Below are 17,025 nucleotides of genomic sequence, written 5' to 3' on the forward strand. Positions count from 1 at the left end.
AGCATCGGAAGAAGGCGGGTAAATCAATGAGCCAGCAGGAACCGAGTTTCGAACACGACATCCGTCCCCTGTTTCGGTCAGAGGACATCGAGGCGATGTCGGGGCTGTTCGACCTATCTTCCTACCCGGACGTACGCTCCAACGCCGATAAAATCTACGAAAAACTCTCGAACGGCAGTATGCCCTGCGACGAAGCCTGGCCTGCCGAACATGTTCAGCTATTCGAGAGCTGGATCAACACAGGCTATCTGCGCTGAAATCCGCCAGCCCTCATCGCGGGCCGGCGGAAGGTGGGATCAGGCGCCCGTTTCGCGGATGAGGTTTGATGACCTCGTCGTCAGGGTAGGAACCGCCGCCACCTGGAACCGGATCATCGACTGGTAGGGACACCGCCCCCCTGGACGAGTCGATCGCCTCGGAGATCAAGCAACTCTCCGAACACATCGGGTCACGGGTGAGCCGACGGCGCAACGCCCGGGGCGGGCGCCGCGCGTGCGGCGAACCCGCGAACACCCTGGGTATTTATGGGACAACTGGACGGCAAGATCGCCGTGGTGACCGTGGTTAAGCCGAACCGCAGCAACGCCGATCAGATGGGTTGCCGATCGATGAGGCGTAGGGACGCGCTGATGAGAAGTGCCGCTGTTGACGGAGTCGAGCTTTGCTACGACCGAACCGGCCAAGGGCCGAGGGTCATGCTGCTGCACGGTTGGCCGGGCGATCGGGTCGACTATCGCGCGTGACTCGGGATCGCAGATGCGGCGTGGCCGCAGTACGGTCGTCTCATGCCTGCGGACCTCGATTCCGCGAAGCTGCTGTCGGCCGTGGAACAGGGGGCTCGCCATCCACATCGTTGGCGACGCTCCGCTGTCCATCGCGGCGATCAAATGAGCGATCAACACGCGGACCTCGTTAAGCGACCGCGACGCCTTCCGCGAGCAAGGCCAAATCGCAGAACCGGTCATGAAGTCCCAAGACGCACAGGAAGGGGCCCGCGCCTTCGCGGATAACGCCGCCCTCGCTGGCAAGGCCACTGACGCAGGGCGACCGGTGGGAGGACACGGTGACGAGGGATCCCACTGCCGAGCCTGCAAAGGGCGACAAGCAGCCAGCGGGACAGCCGGGACGCCCGCTTGACCCACGCTCGCCCTTCATCACAGGCATGAAAGCGGCCGCTGGCGTGGCAGTCACCTTCGGCGTCGTCCAACTGATCATTACTGCGCGGCAAGTGCTGATCCTCATCGGCCTAGCCTTCTTCCTAGCGACGAGCCTGGAATCAACCGTGTCGTGGTTGGTACGACACAGGCTGCCGAGATGGACCGCGGTGCTAGGCGTGCTGGTCGTTGCTCTGGGCGCCGTCGCCGGATTCCTCGCGGCGGCTATCCCGCCCCTGACCACTCAAGCAGGCCAATTCGCCGTGCAGGTGCCGGGATATCTGAGCAGCCTGCAAGACCCGCGGTCCACGCTCGGGCGACTCAATGCCCAGTTCGAGGTCCAACAGCGCGTGCAGCAGTTGCTCAGCGGACAAAGCGCAACGCTGGCGCAAGGACTGCTCGGGGCCGGACAGCTGCTGGTCGACGCGATCTCCGGATCGGTCGTGGTCACGGTTCTCGTGGTGTACTTCCTGGCGGCGATGCCGCGCATCCAGCGGACGCTGTACCAACTGGTGCCGGCACAGCGGCGGCCCCGCGCCACCCGGATCGGCAACGAAATCTTCGACCAGACCGGCGGGTATCTGCTCGGCAACCTGATCACCTCGCTGATAGCCGGGACGACGGCCTTCATCTGGCTCGTGATCTTCGGCGTGCCGTTCCCGCTGTTACTGACGGTGCTCGTCGCGCTCCTGGACCTGCTGCCAGTAGTCGGCCCCATCACCGCCGGTGCGATCGTCTCGTTGGTCTCCCTGACCGTGTCGTTGCCGGTCGCATTGGCCACCGTGGGCTTCCTCATCGTCTACCGAGTCATCGAGGACTACCTCCTCGTGCCGAAGATCATCGGCCGGGCCGTGCAAGTGCCTGCAGCCGCCACCGTCGTCGCCGTCCTGCTCGGGGCCGCTCTACTGGGATTCATCGGGGCATTGATCGCCATTCCCATAGCCGCAGTAATCAGGCTTCTCCTGCGCGAGTTCGTACAGCCACGCCTGGACAGCGCGTGACAGTCCAGCCCACAACACAGCCACCACTCCGGGTCGGACGCCAGAGGAACGACCAAACTCCCGTGGTCGCCACGCCGGTACGCGCCAGCGAGTCACGCCGTGGATCCAAGCGGCAGGTGGAACGAAGACCTCGGCGCAGTGCCGACTGTCGTGGAGCAGTTTGTCGGCGGACCTCCGTGACAGACGAGGTTCAGCTGCTCTACTGACACACCTCATTGACTACTCAGAGCGACCGGTTCGGTTGCATACCGTGTTAGGGGCAAAAGTCCTCTGCTGGGAACAATTTTGAGTCATACGGTTGCAATTGCATCAACTCGCAGAGCGGTCGGGGCTCTGGTCACCCGATTCGGACCGAAAGATCGTGTGCTCTCGGAAGATGCGGGTGTTGTCTCTCGCGCAACACGATTGAACCGAAGATCCGAAATAAAGTTGCTGAACCCACTGGAACGATGAGGGATCACGATGAAGATCAGCACAATCTTCAGCAACCGCGGCGGCTGGGGTGGCCGTGGCGGCGGCTGGGGCGGCGGCGGCTGGGGTTGGGGCGGCCGTGGCGGCGGTTGGGGCGGCTGGGGCTGGGGCGGCGGCTGGGGCCGCTGGGGTGGTTGGGGTTGGGGTGGCTGGGGCTGCTGATTGCCCCTGGCATTCCACGAAACCTCACCCAACTCACCGCGGCATCTAGCCGATAACTGTCCACCCAACGCGTAGCTCCCGCCTGTACGCAGGCGGGAGCTTTTCCCATCGCTGAAGGGCCCTGGAAGGGCCACAGGCATCGACTGGTCCGAATTTGCCGAAGCGCCACCTTGGTCACCCCGACGCGGCCGGCCTTGGTCAACGTGTCCGCAAGAGCACATACGGCCGGACAGAGGTCGGCAGGGTCGCTTCCTACCTGTCGTCTTGGTCCCGACCGTCTTCGAAGACGAACAGCGGTTTGGCGCCATGTGCGGGTGCTTCGGCGAACGAGATGGCTTCGGTGAAGCGTTCGAGCGGGAACGGCTCGCCTTGAGGGATGCTCAGAGCTTCATCAACGACGAGACTGCGAACCTCGGACAGCGCGCGCAGCGCGTCCGCAGACGAGACAGTGCCGAACCAGCGGTTCAGCCAGAAGCCGCGGACTACTTTGGTCTCGTAGATGACCGAGCGTGCCAGCAGCGGGATCGTCAGCGCAGCCGGGTCAGTCTGCCGATGGGTAGAGAGAGCGCCGTAGACCACGACCTCTCCTCCCGGAGCCAATGCCTGGGATACCTGGGCACCCACATGGCCCGCGACGCAGTCGATGGCCTTGCCCACGCCAGCCGATCCTGCGCTGTCGGCCACACGCTGCAACAGGTCCTCGTCCGCAGTGCAGATGACCTCCTCGCCTCCAAACGCCTTGATCTCCTCAACGGCATCGCGCCGTCGCACGACGTTGATCGTGCGAATACCCAGATGTCTGGCCAGCTGAATGACGAGGCGGCCGACGGTGGAGCCCGCAGCGGTCTGCAACAGCCATTCACCTGGCTGCACCGCGAGTTCGCGAGTCACGAGGAGCAGCGCGGTCAATGGGTTGACGGCGAGTTGACAGGCGCTGGAGTCGCTCAGCTGATCGGGGACCGGCAAGAGCCTTCGCGTATCGGCAACGAGGTATTCCTGCCAAGTGCCGACCACATGCGGTCCGGGTATCGCCGGGACAGCAACGGCCACCACGCGCTCACCGATCTTCAGTCCCTCGGTATCCGGGCCCAGGGCCTCAACACGGCCCACGCATTCCATATGACCCCCGACAGCGGGAAACTCGGGCGAGAAACCGTAGCGGCCTCGCAGCACGTGCAGATCACTGGCGTGGATCGGAGTCGCCTTCACCCGGATCAACGCCTGCCCCGCTTCTGGCGTGGGGATAGGCCGGGATTCCAGCCTCAGCACATCGGCCGGCTCGCCAACCTCTCCGGCTACGAGCGCGCGCATGGATTGTGGCATGAGTGGCCTTTCGTCTCTCCGCACCCGACGAACACGGCGGGCGTTCTGGACAAGAACAACGCCGGTGACGGCATCCTCGTCGGCGACCAGGCTCTGGGCCCTTCCTTCTCAATGAAACCGGCCCGTGCGCAGAGTGTCATCCGCGTCGCGCCCCCTCTGCCTCGTTCGGCCGACTGCACCGAACGTCCATACCTGCAACGATGCACCGCGCCGAGTGCGGTCAGTGGTATTCATCGCCGATCGGGCCCGCCTTGGAGCGCCCCGGGATACGCAGGACCAACGAACCTATTGCACTGCCAATTCGGGAGCGGAGACTGGCAGGGCCCCTGGTGGAAGCCGAGCCGGTGTTTCCAGTCGCCGACAATGCCCACGAGCCGCGCCGCGAACGGTTGCCCAAGGCGCGGTTAGCCGAGTGGTCGGTCGTCGACGGCGACGGCGGCACCCCGCTCGGCACGAGTCGGCTCCAGCGAGCTGCGGCATCCGGCCACCAGCGCCGGTCCCCCGCCGTCCCGTGATTGCGTCTCAGTGGCCTCTGGCACAGGCGAAGGAACAGCCGCCACGCGGAGGAAGTGGACCATAGGCCCAGAGCTGTCAAACACCGCAGTGTTGCTCGGGCGCATCGCCGTGTAGCTCCAGTCAAAGTCGGATACTCCCGCGACTGGCGCGACGAGATCACGAAGAACCGTTGACACGCAAGGCATTTCGATGACCACCGCACCCTCCTACCTGATCACCGGTGCCGGCGGCGGAGTCGGCGGGATCAGCAGGCTCGTCGTGGAACACCTCCTCGCCCACCAACTGGCAGTTCGGGCCATGGTCCACCACGACGACACCCGAGCCGAAGCTCTGCGCGACCTCGGCGCCGATGTCATCGTCGGCGACCTCACCAACCCCGTGCACGTCGCCGCAGCCAGCCCCGCAGCCCTGGACATCGACGAACTCGCCCGCGAGTACTCACGCGCGCTGGGCCGACCCATCGCCGCCGCGCACCTATCCTACGACGAGTAGTTCGACCAGCTGACGAGCGCCGACCTGAATCCCCATGTGCAGCAGCACATCGCCACGATGGCGAAACTGCACTGCGACGGCCGCTACGACCGCGCCACCACCGACGTCGAGCAGCTCACCGGCCAACCCGCCCGAACAGTGGAGCAATACGTAGAGAACGGCACGACTCGTTCAACGACCGAGAAGACAAGCCGCGACCTCGCTCCTGCCCTTGAGGGGCTTCTGCACTGGGAAGCCCGTACTCATCCGTTGATCACGTCCTCGAGGAGAGGAGGAGCCGCATGGAGACCATTGATCACGAACGGCTCGAGCGGGAGCTGGAACTGGTGAACGGCGAACTCTCCCGCATGTTCCCGACTACGCCGAGAACACGCGTGTCGGCGGCAGTGGATACCGCTGCGGCAGAGTTCGTGCCCTCGGCGAGGGTGGCGACCTGCCTGCCGATCCTCATTCGACGACGTGCACAACGCCTCTTGTCGGGAGCTGTCGCATCAGGCGGTCCCGGCCCTCGGCGCTCGCCAGATGAACGTGGTCGAACAGCCAGCCACTCCATCCAGCCGCCCGCCAAGTTTACCCCCGCGAGATGGCCCGCACAGCGATGCTTCTACGCGAGCTGGGTCAGTCGGTGATTCCGTCGATGTCGACCAGGACGTGTCGCGGGCCGCGGAAGATCTGGTTGCGTCGGTATGGCGGTGGGTCCTCGACGAGCCGCGGGTTCTGCACGCGGCGGACGAACTCCCCAACCGCGGCTTGGACCTCCAGTCGCGCGAGCGGTGCGCCGAAGCAGAAGTGGATGCCCTGGCTGTAACCGAGGTGCTGGTTGTCGGGGCGTTCGAGGTCGAGCTCGTCGGGATCGGTGAACCGTTGCGGGTCGCGGTTCGCCGAGCCGTACACCAGGAAGATCGGCGCGCCCTTCGGGATCGTGGTGCCCGCGATCTCGATGTCGTCGAGTGCGGAGCGGGTGTGCCAGAACTGGACCGAGGACTCGAAGCGCAGCAGTTCCTCGACCCCGGGCACGATCAGCTCGGGCCGGCGGCGCAGTTCCTCGAGCGCGTCGGGGTGCCGCAGCAGGGTAAGCACGCTGTGAGCGATCAGGTTGACCGTGGTCTCATGCCCGGCGAAGAGCAGCAGCACGGCATTGGCGACGAGCGTGCCCTTGGACATGCGATGCTCCGCGCCGTCGTCGCGCACCATCGCCGAGAGCATGCCCGGGCCGGGCTGTTCGGCGTACCGGTCGAGCAGTTCGGTGATGTACTCCCCGAACTCCTGCACGGCCCGGCGACCATCCGCTGCCTCGTGCTGGATCTCTTCGGCGGTGGGTTCCGGACCGAGGTCGAAGCTCTCCAGGGCAGTGCGGATCCAGGCGTGGAAGCGCGGTTCGTCTTCCAGCGGCACGCCCAGGACCTCGCAGATCACGGTCACCGGCAGCGGGTAGGCGAAATCTTCGACGACGTCGATCCGGGTCTTGCCCTCCATGCCGTCCAGGAGGCCGGCGACGATGCGGCGGATCTCGGGGTCCAGGTCGGAGATCTGGTGCGGCGAATCGGGCGGGCCGTAGAAGTGTCGCAGCATCGTGCAGCGGTTTCGATCGTGCTCGGGCGGGTCGGAGGTGATGATGCTCGGCTCCAGATCGGCCGCGGTGATCGTTTCGGTTCCCGGCTCCCCCGGGTCCGCTCCCGGAGCCGTCCCGGGACGCTTCGCGGGATCCGAGCTGACCCGGTTGTCGTGCAGCAGCGAGACGACCTCCCGGTAGGTGCTGACGACGTAGGTGCCGTTCGGCTGCCGCGCTACCGGGGTCTTGCGGAGCTCGGCGTAGAACGGGTACGGATCGGCGCGGTTTTCGTAGCGGAGGACCTGCTGCCAAGGGGTTTCCTCGCTCATGGTGCTGTTCTCTTTCTTCTTTCGCCCGCGTGGTCCCGAGAGCGCGTCAGCGGCGCCGCGGGCGGAACTCGGCTCTGCGCTCGCTCGGGTCGTGTCCGGTCAGGACGACGTCGGGTATCGCCGTCGGGACGCCGTGTTCCGGGAATTCAGCGGGAATCGGCTTGAGGTCGTCGGGTTGATCCCAGCCCGGTGGCGGGGGCGGGAACGGAGCCGACCGCTCGATCAGTCCCGCGTAGTACGGCAGCCATTTGCCCTGGTTGAAGGCGACAGCGGCGACGATGCGTCCCCGGTGACCGTAGGCGGCGGCGAAGCGGCGTTCCTTGACCGAACCCTGGACGAAGGCGATCTCGTCGCCGAAGGGCGGGACGCCAACGGACTTGATGTTGACGCCGAACTGACCGGACCAGAAGCCGGGCAGCAGCAGGTGCGGGTAGTAGTGGGGTTCGAGGTTCACCATGTTGTGGGCCGTGACCTCGGCGCCCAGGACGGCGTTGTCCCAGTGCTCCATGGCGAGGAACTCGTACTCGTAGAGCACGTGGGGTGCGCGTGCCACGTCCCCGGCCACGAAGACGCTGTCGGTCACCACGCCGTTGATGTCGAAGGCGCGACCGCCGGCGTCGCAGCCGACGCCCCAGAAGCCGGCCGCCAGCCCAGAGCCCTCCAGCCACTCCACGTTGCGGATCGACCCCAGCGCGGCCAGCACCACGTCGGCCTCGACGGTGGCGCCGTCGGAGAGCTGAGCGCGTCGCACGTGTCCACTCGTGTCGCCTTCCAGCGACGACACGCCCACACCGCAGCGCAGGTCCACGCCGTGGTCGCGCTGCAGCTCCGCGGCGATCTCGCCGATCACTCCGCCGAGCGGACCGACCAGCGGCGCCGGGCCGCGCTCGGCGACGGTCACCGGAAGATCGAGTTCCCGGCAGACGGAGGCCACCTCCGAGCCGATGAACCCGGCGCCGATGACCAAGACCCGCGACGGCCGCGCGGCCAGCGCCTGCTGCAGCTGCGCGGCGTCATCGCGTGTGCGCAGCGCGAACACGTCCTCCAGGGCGGCCTCGGTCGGGTTGGGCCACTGCCGCGCGCGAGTGCCCGTGGCGATCAGCACCCGGTCGTACGCGACCTGGTCGCCGTTGGCCAGGCGCACGTGCTTGGTAGTCCGGTCCAACGCGGTGGCGGCCACTCCGAGCCGCCAGTCCGCGTCCAGGTGCCGCAGGCGGGGCAGCGCGGTGTGGTCGGCCGGCACCCAGCCTTTGAGCACCTGCTTGGACAACGGGGGACGGTCGTAGGGCTCGTGCGGCTCGTCCCCGATGATCGTCAACCGCCCGGTGAAGCCTTCCGCACGGAGGGTTTCAGCGGCCCGCAGGCCCGCCAGCGAGGCGCCGACGATGACGATCCGGGCGTTGGCCTTGTAGTCGCGCACCAACTCCGCGATCGGTGCCGCCATGGTCATGACCTCACGCCCCGCTCCGCACCGTCCGAGTGGTCCAGCACGATCGCTTGCACCGGGCAGGCTGCCGCGGCTCGCTGCACCTGCAGGCGTCGGGCGTCATCGGGGTTCGGCTCGTAGGTGAGCGCCTCCTCACCGGCCAACCTGAAGGTCTCGTGAGCGAGGAACACGCACTGCGCGTACGCCTGGCACCGGTTCAGGTCCACGACGATTCGCATAGGCAGGCTCCTTCCGTCCGCGCGGGCCTCCAGCTTGATAGCCCACCACCGCCCGCCCGAGGCTGCACTCGGCGCCCGCGCTGATTCGTTCCGGCGGGAACTCGGTTCCATGCCAAGATTGATGGTTCGGCAATTGATCGAAAGGGCCTAAAGCCACAACCCGTCCAACAATTCGGACGTATAGCTGAAAAGTTGAGCGCGGGGTGCGGGCAGTCCTACGCTCGTTCGAGAGGTGGCCCGCGCTCGGCCTGACATCCGGGAATCTGGCTTGCCGAGGCGGTTCCTTCCGAACCGGTGACCTGGCGGCGGCTCCGCTCCTTCTCGGCCGGGATCGCCGAACGGCCGCAGCGCGAAGGTGGCTTAGCGATGACCGATCTGGACACGCTGTCGGTGAACACGATTCGCGGTCTGTGCATGGATGCGATCCAGCAGGCGGATTCCGGTCACCCCGGAACTCCCATGGGCATGGCGCCTGTCGCGTACGCGCTGTGGCAGCGGTTCTTGCGCTTCGATCCCGCCGATCCCATCTGGCCCAACCGCGACCGCTTCGTGCTCTCCGAGGGCCACGCCTCCGCCCTGCTCTGGTCGTTGCTGCACCTGACGGGTGTGCGCGCGGTCGATCCCGACTACGAGGTGCTGGGCCGCCCTGCGGTGGCCCTCGACGACCTGAAGTCGTTCCGGCAGCTCGATTCGCACTGCCCCGGTCACCCCGAATACCGGTGGACGAGCGGCGTCGAGGCGACCACCGGCCCGCTCGGCCAGGGAGTGGCCACCTCCGTCGGGATGGCGATCGCCGGGCAGTGGCTGGCGGCGAGGTACAACCGCGAGGACTTCACGCTCTTCGACTTCGACGTCTACGCGCTCGCCGGCGACGGCTGCATGATGGAGGGCATCTCCTCCGAGGCGGCTTCGCTGGCCGGGCACCTGCAGCTGTCCAACCTGTGCTGGATCTACGACTCCAACAGGGTCACCATCGAGGGCCACACCGACATCACCTTCACCGAGGACGTCGCCGCCCGCTTCCTTGCCCACGGCTGGAACGTGACCACCGTGGCCGATGCCAACGACCTCGGTCAGATCGGCCGCGCCTTCCACACCTTCCGGGCCGAGACCGGGCGTCCGACCCTGGTCCTGGTGCACAGTCACATCGGCTACGGCTCGCCGGTCGAGGACTCACCGGAAGCACACGGAGCGCCGTTCGGGCCGGAGGGCGTCAGAGCCACCAAGCACGTCCTCGGAATTCCACCGGACGCGGACTTCCACATCCCCGACGGTGTGCCCGACTGGTTCGCCCAGGGCATCGGGGCGCGGGGCGCCAAGTTGCGCACGGCCTGGAAGAAGACGTTCGACGCGTACCACAGAGCACATCCCGACCTCGCCGAGGAGCTGGAACGGATCCAGCGCCGGGAACTCCCGGACGGCTGGGACGCCGCGCTGCCCACCTTCCCGGCCGACCCGAAGGGCTTGGCGACGCGCGATTCGTCCGGCCAGGTGCTGAACGCCGTGGCCGAGGCGATCCCCTGGGTCCTCGGCGGGTCCGCCGACCTGGCACCGTCGACCAAGACCCGGCTCACGTTCGGCGGAGCGGGCGATTTCCAGCCCGACGACCGGTTCGGCCGCAACCTGCACCTCGGCGTCCGGGAGCACGGGGCCGCGGCCGTCGCCAATGGAATGGCGCTGGCGAAGCTCCGCCCGTACTGGTCCGGATTCCTGATCTTCTCCGACTACGCCAAGGCCGCCATCCGCCTCTCCGCGTTGATGGAGATCCCCACCGTCCACATCTTCACCCACGACTCCATCGGCGTCGGCGAGGACGGCCCCACTCACCAGCCCGTCGAGCAGCTCGCCGGGCTGCGCGCAACACCCGGGCTACTCGTCTTCCGCCCCGCCGACGCGAACGAGGTCGTCGAAACCTGGCGAGTGGTCGCCGCGCTCCGCCGGGAGCCCGCAGCGCTGATCCTCTCCCGGCAGGCCCTTCCCACCCTCGATCGCAGTCGGCTCGGGGCGGCCAGCGGTGTCGCGCGGGGTGCCTACGTGCTGGCGGACGCGCCCTCGGGCGAACCAGAGGTGATCCTGCTCGCCACCGGCTCCGAAGTGCCGCTCGCCTTGGCAGCGCACGACGAGCTCACCGACGAGGGCATCGCATCCCGGGTGGTGAGCATGCCGTGCTGGGAGTTGTTCGACCGCCAGCCGCGGGAATACCGCGCTCAGGTGCTGCCGCCCACGGTGACGGCGAGGGTCGCGGTGGAAGGGGCCTCGACGCTCGGCTGGGACCGGTACGTCGGCGCCGGCGGGGCCATCATCGGCATGCACACCTTCGGCGCCTCCGCACCCCTCAAACAGCTGCTCACGAAGTTCGGATTCACCCCCGAGCGCGTTTCGCAGGTGGCACGCGAACTGGTGGCTCGGACCTAGGAGGCGATGACGTGAAAGCGACTCAGACCCTGCACGAGCTCGGGCAGAGCCTGTGGCTCGACAACATCACCCGCGACATGCTCGACTCCGGCCGGCTCCAGCACTACATCGACGACTACGCGGTCACCGGTCTGACGTCGAACCCCTCGATCTTCGACAAGGCCATCTCCTCCGGCTCGTACAACGCGGCCATCCGCGCCAAATCGGCGTCGGGACAGCCGGATGAAGAGCTCTTCTTCGAGCTGGCCATCGAGGACCTCAGGCGAGCCGCGGATCTCTTCCTGTCCGTTCACGAGAGAACGGACGGTGTCGACGGCTGGGTGTCCCTGGAGGTCTCGCCCCTCCTGGCGTACGACACGGCACGGACCATCGAAGCGGTGAAGGCGCTGCACGCGCGAGCCGGCCGGAGCAACCTGTTCATCAAGATTCCCGGTACCACCCAAGGTCTCCCGGCCATCACCGAGTGCATCGCCTCGGGCATACCGGTGAACGTCACCTTGCTGTTCTCCGCCGACCACTACCGGGCTGCCGCCGACGCGTACCTGACCGGCGTCGAGCGACGGGCGGAACGGGGACTCGATCCCGCCGTGGGCTCGGTGGCTTCCGTCTTCATGTCCCGCTGGGATGCGGCTGTCAGCAGCGAAGTACCGGAAGAGCTGCGGGACCGGCTCGGCCTCGCGGTCGGACAGGACACGTACCGGACGTACCGCGCCCTGATGGACTCGGACCGGGTACAACGCCTGGAGAACGCCGGTGCACGCATGCAGCGACTGCTGTGGGCGAGTACCCGGACCAAGGACCCCGACGCGTCGGACACGCTGTACGTCCACGGACTCGCCGCCCCGTTCACGGTCAACACGATGCCCGACGAGACGCTCAAGGCCTTCTACGATCACGGCGAGGTGGGCGAGCCCATGCCCGTCGACGGCAACGGCTGCGACGCGATGCTGGCGCGGTTCGCCGAAGCAGGCGTGGATGTCGCAGCGCTCGCCGCGAAGCTCCAGAGCGACGGCGCGGCGTCCTTCGTCGCGTCCTGGAACGACCTCCTGGCCTGCATCTCCGCACAGCGGGACGCCCTTGTCCGCCCCTACCCTTGATCCGAACCGACCGATCCGAGGGCCGACAGATGTCCATCACGCCCCTCCGGCAACAGCCGTCGTGGAAGGCACTCGAACAACACCACGCCGAGATCGGAACCGTCCATCTGCGTGAGCTGTTCGCTCAAGATCCGGCCCGAGGCGAGCACATCAACGTCTCGGCGGACCTCCCAGCGCGTCGCGGTCTCGACCGATGCCCTGCCCCCGGGCGCGTCTCGGACTCCGGCGAAGGGCGGTGGACCGTACTGGCGGCGATCGATGAAGGCGTACCGGCCGCCGTAATCACCGCGGCGCTCAACGAGCGGTTCCAGTCCCGCGGCCGGAGCGAGTTCGCCGACAAGTTGCTGTCCGCCATGCGAAGTGAGTTCGGCGGACACGCCGAGAAGGGGAGCCAGCCGTGAAACGCCCGGACAACCACGTGATCGTGCTCTTCGGCGCCACCGGCGACCTCGCCAAGCGCAAACTGCTCCCCGGGCTGTTCCACCTCGCCTGGGCCGGCCTCCTGCCGGACGGCTACCGCATTGTGGGCGCGGGTCGGGCGCACTCCGCGCTGACCGACGAAGCGTTCCGCGAACACGCGCACGATGCGGTCGCCACCTTCGGACGCTGCGAGCCGTCCGGGCCAGCGTGGGAATCCTTCGCGGACTCGCTGTCCTTCGCCGCATACGACCCGGATGCCGGCCAACTGCTCGCGGCCGTGCGGGAAGCCGAGGACTCCCTCGGCGGGCAGCCAGGCAGACTCTTCCATCTGGCCATTCCGCCCGCCGCGTTCGGATCCGTCATCGGGATGCTCGGCGACACTGGCCTGGCGGAGAACTCAAAAGTGATCGTGGAGAAGCCCTTCGGCACGGATCTCGCCTCGGCAAGAGCACTCAACGAGACGATCAACGCCGTCTTCGACGAATCCCAGGTCTTCCGCATTGATCACTTCCTCGGCAAGGAGTCGGTGGACAACATCCTCGCCCTCCGCTTCGCCAACGGCATGTTCGAACCCGTCTGGAACCGGGACCACATGAGCCATGTGCAGATCGATGTGCCCGAAACGCTCGGTCTCGAGGGCCGCGCCCACTTCTACGAGAGCACTGGAGCTTTCCGGGACATGATCGTCACGCACCTGATCCAGGTGCTGGGCATCGTGGCGATGGAACCGCCTGTCTCACTCGCCGCCCAGCCGTTGCGCGACGAGAAGGACAAGGTCTTCGCAGCGCTGCGCCCCATCGAACCCAGGCACGTCGTGCGCGGCCAGTACAACGGCTACCACGACGAACTGGGGGTCGCCCCCGATTCGCAGACCGAGACCTTCACCGCGTTGCGGCTGGAGGTGGACAACTGGCGCTGGGCCGGTGTGCCGTTCTACTTGCGCTCCGGCAAGAATCTCGCCCAGCACCGCCAGGTGATCACCCTCGGTCTGCGCGAGCCGCCCCTGCGGATGTTCCCCATCGATCTCCCTCAAGAGGACAGGAGCCGAGGCAACAAGATTGTGATCGACTTCGGGGATCCCGGGTGGATTGCCGCCTGCTTCCTGGCGAAAGAGCCCGGCCCCACCATGCGACTCGCACCAGAAGCAATGACCTTCCGCTACGCCGACTCCTTCTGCCAGGAACACGGGCTCGAAGGCTACGAGCGGTTGATTCTGGATGCCATGCTGAGCGACCAGTCGCTGTTCACCCGGGCAGATGGCATCGAGCACATCTGGGAGGCGTCGACTCCGTTGCTCGAGAATCCGCCGCCGCTACAGGGGTACGACCCCGGTTCATGGGGTCCCGAACCGGCCATCAGCGAACTGATCGCACCGAACCAGTGGTACCTAGAGGACGCCGGCGACGCCGTGCGGCAATAGATTCGGCCCGGCGCTCACTGCTCGGGGACCAGACCGGTGGGCCCCAACGCCTGGCCATACACAGGAAACGGGCGGCGGGCCGGGGCGCGCCCGGCGGGCTGGCGAGGTACGGCCAAGCCGAACTTGACAGCACAGTGAAAGCCATCAAGCAATCGATCATTGATGAGCCCCAGAAGCACAGAGACTGGATCCGGGTACGTACATGCGAAAGCATCCGGTTACACCGTTCACGGCAGTCGTGGGCGGTCTCCTGGCAGGCGCCGTGGGGACCGCCAGCATGGACGCGGTCCGATATTATCCGGTTGACGTGCCCTTCCACCGGGCCGCTGTTGTAGGGCAGGATCAGCCCCGCGGTGACGGCGTCCTGGTCGCGTCGCAGACCCACGACGAAGGAGTGCAAGCCGGGTTGATCGTCGACGTCAACGGCGGCCATCCCTCCAGCTCGTGGCCGCGGAGGCCGCACATCATGGCGGCGAAAGCCCGGCCATGACCAGCCAGCGCGGAAAGTGGTGGGCTGGCGGCGAGAATCGCGTCGAGCCGGCCTTGGTCTTCGGATTCCATGTTCTCCGGATCGCTCATGATCCAACCCACAACCCGCCGCACCGAGGGCGGCCGAGGGGACGGTTCGGGAACGCGGCCGGCAGCGCGGAACGGACGCAGGTACTCACGCACGATCTTCTGACCACCGCGGTAGCCGAGTGCCTTGATCTCAGCGAACAGGGCAGCGGCATTGGTGCACCCGTCGTTGAAGCGCTGGTGCAGGTAGGGCTTGAACTCCTCCAACAGACTCGGTCGTCGCCCAGTTCCGTTGCGAGTCAGCAACTCCTCCACCGCATCAGCGCGGGCGAAACGGCGAACGGTCCCCCGCGCAAGCCCGAGTCAGGCACAGATTGCCCTGATGCCTACGCCTTCGGCGAGCAAGGCATAGATTGCGGCGTAGCGTTCCCGCGTTCGATTCGCGATCCGATCCGGCCTGTCTTGTGGCTGGACAGCCGTTACCGGAGCCGGGACGTGATCGTCGTGCTCGGCATCGGCATCGGTATCGGCATCGGCATCGGCATCGGCATCGGCATCGGCATCGGCATCGGCATCGGCATCGGCATCGGCATCGGCATCGGCATCGGCATCGGGGCCAGTGTCCACCGCTGCACTCAAGCATTCCTGGTGTCGGGCGACCGTGCGCTCCACCGCGCCGGCAAGGTTGTTCCACACGTGCCAGCGATCGGCCACCTGCAGCGCGTCCGGTGCGCCTTCGCTGGCGCCCTCGGCATAGGCGCCAGCGCGGTCCCGGCAGACGATCTCCACACCCGGATGGGGTTGTAACCACGCGGTCAGCGTCTCGGCAGTCCGATCGCTCAGCACCTCGACCGGGCGACGGGACTCGACGTCGATCAGGATCGTCCCGTAGTGGTGCCCACGACGCAGGGCGAAGTCGTCCACACCCAGCACCCGGGGAGTCCCTCGTTCCGGGTCGGGCAAGGCACGAACCATGCGCAACAACGTCATCCGGCTGACCGCGGCCGCCAGGCGCTGAGTCAACCGCGACGGGCAACGTCGCCGAGCAGGCGGGCCTGAACGATGCCTGCGAAACCCTCGCGATCTACCCGGGAAAACGGGTGTCGCGTGGTTGCTCCGCAGCTCGAGATGCATGAAGCCTTGTTGCGCCCGACGTCCAGCTCGCCGCGGATCGCCATCCACCTGGTCCTGCAGCAGGCCGGACGACAAGTTCTACACCGGCGCTGGCGTCCCGCCCGACATGGAGTCGACCGACTTCCCGGCGGGCTCAGTGCTCGTCGTAGTGGTCGTCGTGGACGGCGTGGCGGTGTCCGTCATGGATGTAGTCGACGTGGTCACCGTGGGGAACGGCGACGTGGCCGCAGCCTTCACCGTGGGCGTGCTCGTGACCATCGTGCACGACGTGCTCGCCCGGCTCGCATTCGTCATAGTGATCGTCGTGCACCCGGTGCAGGTGCCCATCGTGCACGTAATCGACGTGGTCACCGTGGGGAACCACCACGTGCCCGCAGCCCTCGCCGTGAGCGTGCTCGTGCGTGGGGTGCTCTTGATGCGCCATCGTCACCATCGACCTCTCGCTCGCTTCAGGCTTCTCATGACCCGAAAAGCCTAATCTCGGATCTGGCAATGCGCATACGGGCATGCGACCGGCACCGCGCCCTGGCGACCGAGCACGATCAACTGGGAGGCACAGCAGGCCTAGCTCAGGAGAGCTGAGACAGCGTGGTGGATCGTCGCCAGGACTGCGTTGCGATGCGGCACGAGGTAGAAGTGATCACCTGGGAGGACCACGACGTTGCACCGCCCCTGGGTGAGCTGACGCCAGCCCTGCACCTCCGCCACGGTGGTCTCGGTGTCGTCGGCGGCGCACAGCGCTGTGATCGGGCAGTCGAGCAGGGGAGGCGAGTCCACCGGCCGGTAGGTCTCGTTCACCTGGTAGTCCGCGCGGACCGCCGGCAGGAGGAGGCTTCGCACCTCTGGGGACGCCAGGACGTCTGCGCGATCGGGCATGAGCCTGGCGAGCTCGGTGCACAGCTCGTCGTCCGAGCGCTGGTGGAAGTCGTCGGCGCGGTGGTGGTGCGGGGGCTCTTTCGCCGAGACCACGAGATGGCTTGCTTCCCGCCCTAGCTCGCAACGCAAAGCCTGCGCCGTCTCGTAGGCGACGGCGGCTCCCAAGCTGTGTCCGAATAGGACGAACGGGCGGTCGAGCCGGTCGCGGATACCGGCGACGACGTCCTCGACCAGCTCTGGCATCGCACCGCAGGCCGGCACGTTCCAGCGGTCCTCCCTCCCCGGGTACTGGATCGCGCAGACCTCGACCTCCGGCGGCAGCGATGACGACCACGACCGGAAGAAGCTCGCCGTGCCGCCGGCGTGCGGCATGCAGAACAGCCTTACCCGCGCTTCAGGTCTCGGGTCGTAGCAGCGCAGCGCCGAATCCGAATGCTGCAGCACAGGTCATCCTCTCTTGGTTGATCGACTTGGCGTCACCG

18 protein-coding genes are annotated in these 17,025 nt (G+C 66.9%); 9 read left to right on the top strand and 9 right to left on the bottom strand.

Annotated features, from left to right (window positions below; all coding sequences use genetic code 11):
- Positions 1-26 precede the first annotated feature (26 nt).
- The 4 genes from ACWEV3_RS16015 (at position 27) to ACWEV3_RS16030 (ending at position 2,788) form a co-directional block, all read left to right on the top strand.
- Positions 27-257 (top strand): hypothetical protein, encoded by a 231-nt coding sequence (locus ACWEV3_RS16015; protein WP_452614595.1) that lies wholly within the window; start codon positions 27-29, stop codon positions 255-257.
- Between the two features lie 267 nt (positions 258-524).
- The gene (locus ACWEV3_RS16020; RefSeq protein WP_452614596.1) at positions 525-743 is read left to right on the top strand and encodes an alpha/beta fold hydrolase; all 219 of its coding nucleotides are present in this window, start codon (positions 525-527) and stop codon (positions 741-743) included.
- A 419-nt stretch (positions 744-1,162) separates the two neighbouring features.
- Positions 1,163-2,155 (top strand): AI-2E family transporter, encoded by a 993-nt coding sequence (locus ACWEV3_RS16025; RefSeq protein WP_452614597.1) that lies wholly within the window; start codon positions 1,163-1,165, stop codon positions 2,153-2,155.
- Between the two features lie 462 nt (positions 2,156-2,617).
- Positions 2,618-2,788 carry a hypothetical protein gene (locus ACWEV3_RS16030; protein WP_452614598.1) on the top strand — a complete coding sequence of 57 codons (171 nt, stop codon included), beginning with the start codon at positions 2,618-2,620 and terminating at the stop codon, positions 2,786-2,788.
- A gap of 252 nt (positions 2,789-3,040) precedes the next feature.
- Here the strand turns inward: ACWEV3_RS16030 and ACWEV3_RS16035 are convergent, their stop codons facing one another.
- On the bottom strand, positions 3,041-4,099 hold the full coding sequence (locus ACWEV3_RS16035) for a zinc-dependent alcohol dehydrogenase family protein (RefSeq protein WP_452614599.1): 1,059 nt from the start codon (positions 4,097-4,099) through the stop codon (positions 3,041-3,043).
- A 717-nt stretch (positions 4,100-4,816) separates the two neighbouring features.
- Between ACWEV3_RS16035 and ACWEV3_RS16040 the strand changes: the two genes are divergently transcribed.
- Both ACWEV3_RS16040 and ACWEV3_RS16045 read left to right on the top strand, forming a co-directional pair.
- The gene (locus ACWEV3_RS16040) at positions 4,817-5,119 is read left to right on the top strand and encodes an NAD(P)H-binding protein (protein ID WP_452614600.1); all 303 of its coding nucleotides are present in this window, start codon (positions 4,817-4,819) and stop codon (positions 5,117-5,119) included.
- A 281-nt stretch (positions 5,120-5,400) separates the two neighbouring features.
- On the top strand, positions 5,401-5,748 hold the full coding sequence (locus ACWEV3_RS16045) for a three-helix bundle dimerization domain-containing protein (protein ID WP_452614601.1): 348 nt from the start codon (positions 5,401-5,403) through the stop codon (positions 5,746-5,748).
- On the opposite strand, the gene ACWEV3_RS16050 is transcribed toward ACWEV3_RS16045, so the two are convergent.
- From ACWEV3_RS16050 to ACWEV3_RS16060, 3 genes are read right to left on the bottom strand one after another with little or no spacing between them, the layout of a single operon-like run.
- A complete protein-coding gene (locus ACWEV3_RS16050; protein WP_452614602.1) occupies positions 5,738-7,000 on the bottom strand; it encodes a cytochrome P450 in 1,263 nt (420 codons plus the stop codon). The genes ACWEV3_RS16045 and ACWEV3_RS16050 overlap by 11 nt on opposite strands.
- 46 nt (positions 7,001-7,046) lie before the next feature.
- Positions 7,047-8,444: an NAD(P)/FAD-dependent oxidoreductase gene (locus tag ACWEV3_RS16055; RefSeq protein ID WP_452614603.1), complete on the bottom strand. Its 1,398-nt coding sequence runs from the start codon at positions 8,442-8,444 to the stop codon at positions 7,047-7,049.
- A gap of 2 nt (positions 8,445-8,446) precedes the next feature.
- Positions 8,447-8,665: a ferredoxin gene (locus ACWEV3_RS16060; protein WP_452614604.1), complete on the bottom strand. Its 219-nt coding sequence runs from the start codon at positions 8,663-8,665 to the stop codon at positions 8,447-8,449.
- A 366-nt stretch (positions 8,666-9,031) separates the two neighbouring features.
- Between ACWEV3_RS16060 and tkt the strand changes: the two genes are divergently transcribed.
- Both tkt and tal read left to right on the top strand, forming a co-directional pair.
- Complete coding sequence (gene tkt / locus ACWEV3_RS16065; RefSeq protein ID WP_452614605.1) at positions 9,032-11,080, top strand: transketolase; 2,049 nt, start codon at positions 9,032-9,034, stop codon at positions 11,078-11,080.
- An 11-nt stretch (positions 11,081-11,091) separates the two neighbouring features.
- On the top strand, positions 11,092-12,177 hold the full coding sequence (gene tal / locus ACWEV3_RS16070; RefSeq protein ID WP_452614606.1) for a transaldolase: 1,086 nt from the start codon (positions 11,092-11,094) through the stop codon (positions 12,175-12,177).
- Here tal and ACWEV3_RS16075 read toward each other — a convergent pair.
- Entirely contained in the window at positions 12,168-12,554 is a 387-nt protein-coding gene (locus ACWEV3_RS16075; protein ID WP_452614607.1) for a hypothetical protein, read from the bottom strand. The genes tal and ACWEV3_RS16075 overlap by 10 nt on opposite strands.
- 20 nt (positions 12,555-12,574) lie before the next feature.
- Between ACWEV3_RS16075 and zwf the strand changes: the two genes are divergently transcribed.
- Positions 12,575-14,017 (top strand): glucose-6-phosphate dehydrogenase, encoded by a 1,443-nt coding sequence (zwf, locus tag ACWEV3_RS16080; protein WP_452614608.1) that lies wholly within the window; start codon positions 12,575-12,577, stop codon positions 14,015-14,017.
- Between the two features lie 342 nt (positions 14,018-14,359).
- Here zwf and ACWEV3_RS16085 read toward each other — a convergent pair whose 3' ends face one another.
- From ACWEV3_RS16085 to ACWEV3_RS16100, 4 genes are all read right to left on the bottom strand, one after another.
- Positions 14,360-14,800: a hypothetical protein gene (locus ACWEV3_RS16085; RefSeq protein WP_452614609.1), complete on the bottom strand. Its 441-nt coding sequence runs from the start codon at positions 14,798-14,800 to the stop codon at positions 14,360-14,362.
- Positions 14,801-14,896: 96 nt separating this feature from the next.
- Positions 14,897-15,523, bottom strand: coding sequence for an ISL3 family transposase (locus ACWEV3_RS16090; RefSeq protein ID WP_452614610.1), 627 nt, complete (start codon positions 15,521-15,523; stop codon positions 14,897-14,899).
- Between the two features lie 277 nt (positions 15,524-15,800).
- Positions 15,801-16,100 carry a hypothetical protein gene (locus ACWEV3_RS16095; protein ID WP_452614611.1) on the bottom strand — a complete coding sequence of 100 codons (300 nt, stop codon included), beginning with the start codon at positions 16,098-16,100 and terminating at the stop codon, positions 15,801-15,803.
- A gap of 131 nt (positions 16,101-16,231) precedes the next feature.
- The gene (locus tag ACWEV3_RS16100) at positions 16,232-16,987 is read right to left on the bottom strand and encodes a thioesterase II family protein (protein WP_452614612.1); all 756 of its coding nucleotides are present in this window, start codon (positions 16,985-16,987) and stop codon (positions 16,232-16,234) included.
- Positions 16,988-17,025 lie beyond the last annotated feature (38 nt).

The sequence above is a fragment of the Saccharopolyspora sp. NPDC003752 genome, assembly GCF_053605825.1.

What these genes read in the sequence shown, in the direction of transcription:
- ACWEV3_RS16015 (WP_452614595.1), top strand. Translation starts at nt 27, where the DNA reads ATGAGCCAGCAGGAACCGAGTTTCGAACACGACATCCGTCCCCTGTTT.
- ACWEV3_RS16020 (WP_452614596.1), top strand. Translation starts at nt 525, where the DNA reads ATGGGACAACTGGACGGCAAGATCGCCGTGGTGACCGTGGTTAAGCCG.
- ACWEV3_RS16025 (WP_452614597.1), top strand. Translation starts at nt 1,163, where the DNA reads ATGAAAGCGGCCGCTGGCGTGGCAGTCACCTTCGGCGTCGTCCAACTG.
- ACWEV3_RS16030 (WP_452614598.1), top strand. Translation starts at nt 2,618, where the DNA reads ATGAAGATCAGCACAATCTTCAGCAACCGCGGCGGCTGGGGTGGCCGT.
- ACWEV3_RS16035 (WP_452614599.1), bottom strand. Translation starts at nt 4,099, where the DNA reads ATGCGCGCGCTCGTAGCCGGAGAGGTTGGCGAGCCGGCCGATGTGCTG.
- ACWEV3_RS16040 (WP_452614600.1), top strand. Translation starts at nt 4,817, where the DNA reads ATGACCACCGCACCCTCCTACCTGATCACCGGTGCCGGCGGCGGAGTC.
- ACWEV3_RS16045 (WP_452614601.1), top strand. Translation starts at nt 5,401, where the DNA reads ATGGAGACCATTGATCACGAACGGCTCGAGCGGGAGCTGGAACTGGTG.
- ACWEV3_RS16050 (WP_452614602.1), bottom strand. Translation starts at nt 7,000, where the DNA reads ATGAGCGAGGAAACCCCTTGGCAGCAGGTCCTCCGCTACGAAAACCGC.
- ACWEV3_RS16055 (WP_452614603.1), bottom strand. Translation starts at nt 8,444, where the DNA reads ATGGCGGCACCGATCGCGGAGTTGGTGCGCGACTACAAGGCCAACGCC.
- ACWEV3_RS16060 (WP_452614604.1), bottom strand. Translation starts at nt 8,665, where the DNA reads ATGCGAATCGTCGTGGACCTGAACCGGTGCCAGGCGTACGCGCAGTGC.
- tkt (WP_452614605.1), top strand. Translation starts at nt 9,032, where the DNA reads ATGACCGATCTGGACACGCTGTCGGTGAACACGATTCGCGGTCTGTGC.
- ACWEV3_RS16090 (WP_452614610.1), bottom strand. Translation starts at nt 15,523, where the DNA reads ATGACGTTGTTGCGCATGGTTCGTGCCTTGCCCGACCCGGAACGAGGG.
- ACWEV3_RS16095 (WP_452614611.1), bottom strand. Translation starts at nt 16,100, where the DNA reads ATGGTGACGATGGCGCATCAAGAGCACCCCACGCACGAGCACGCTCAC.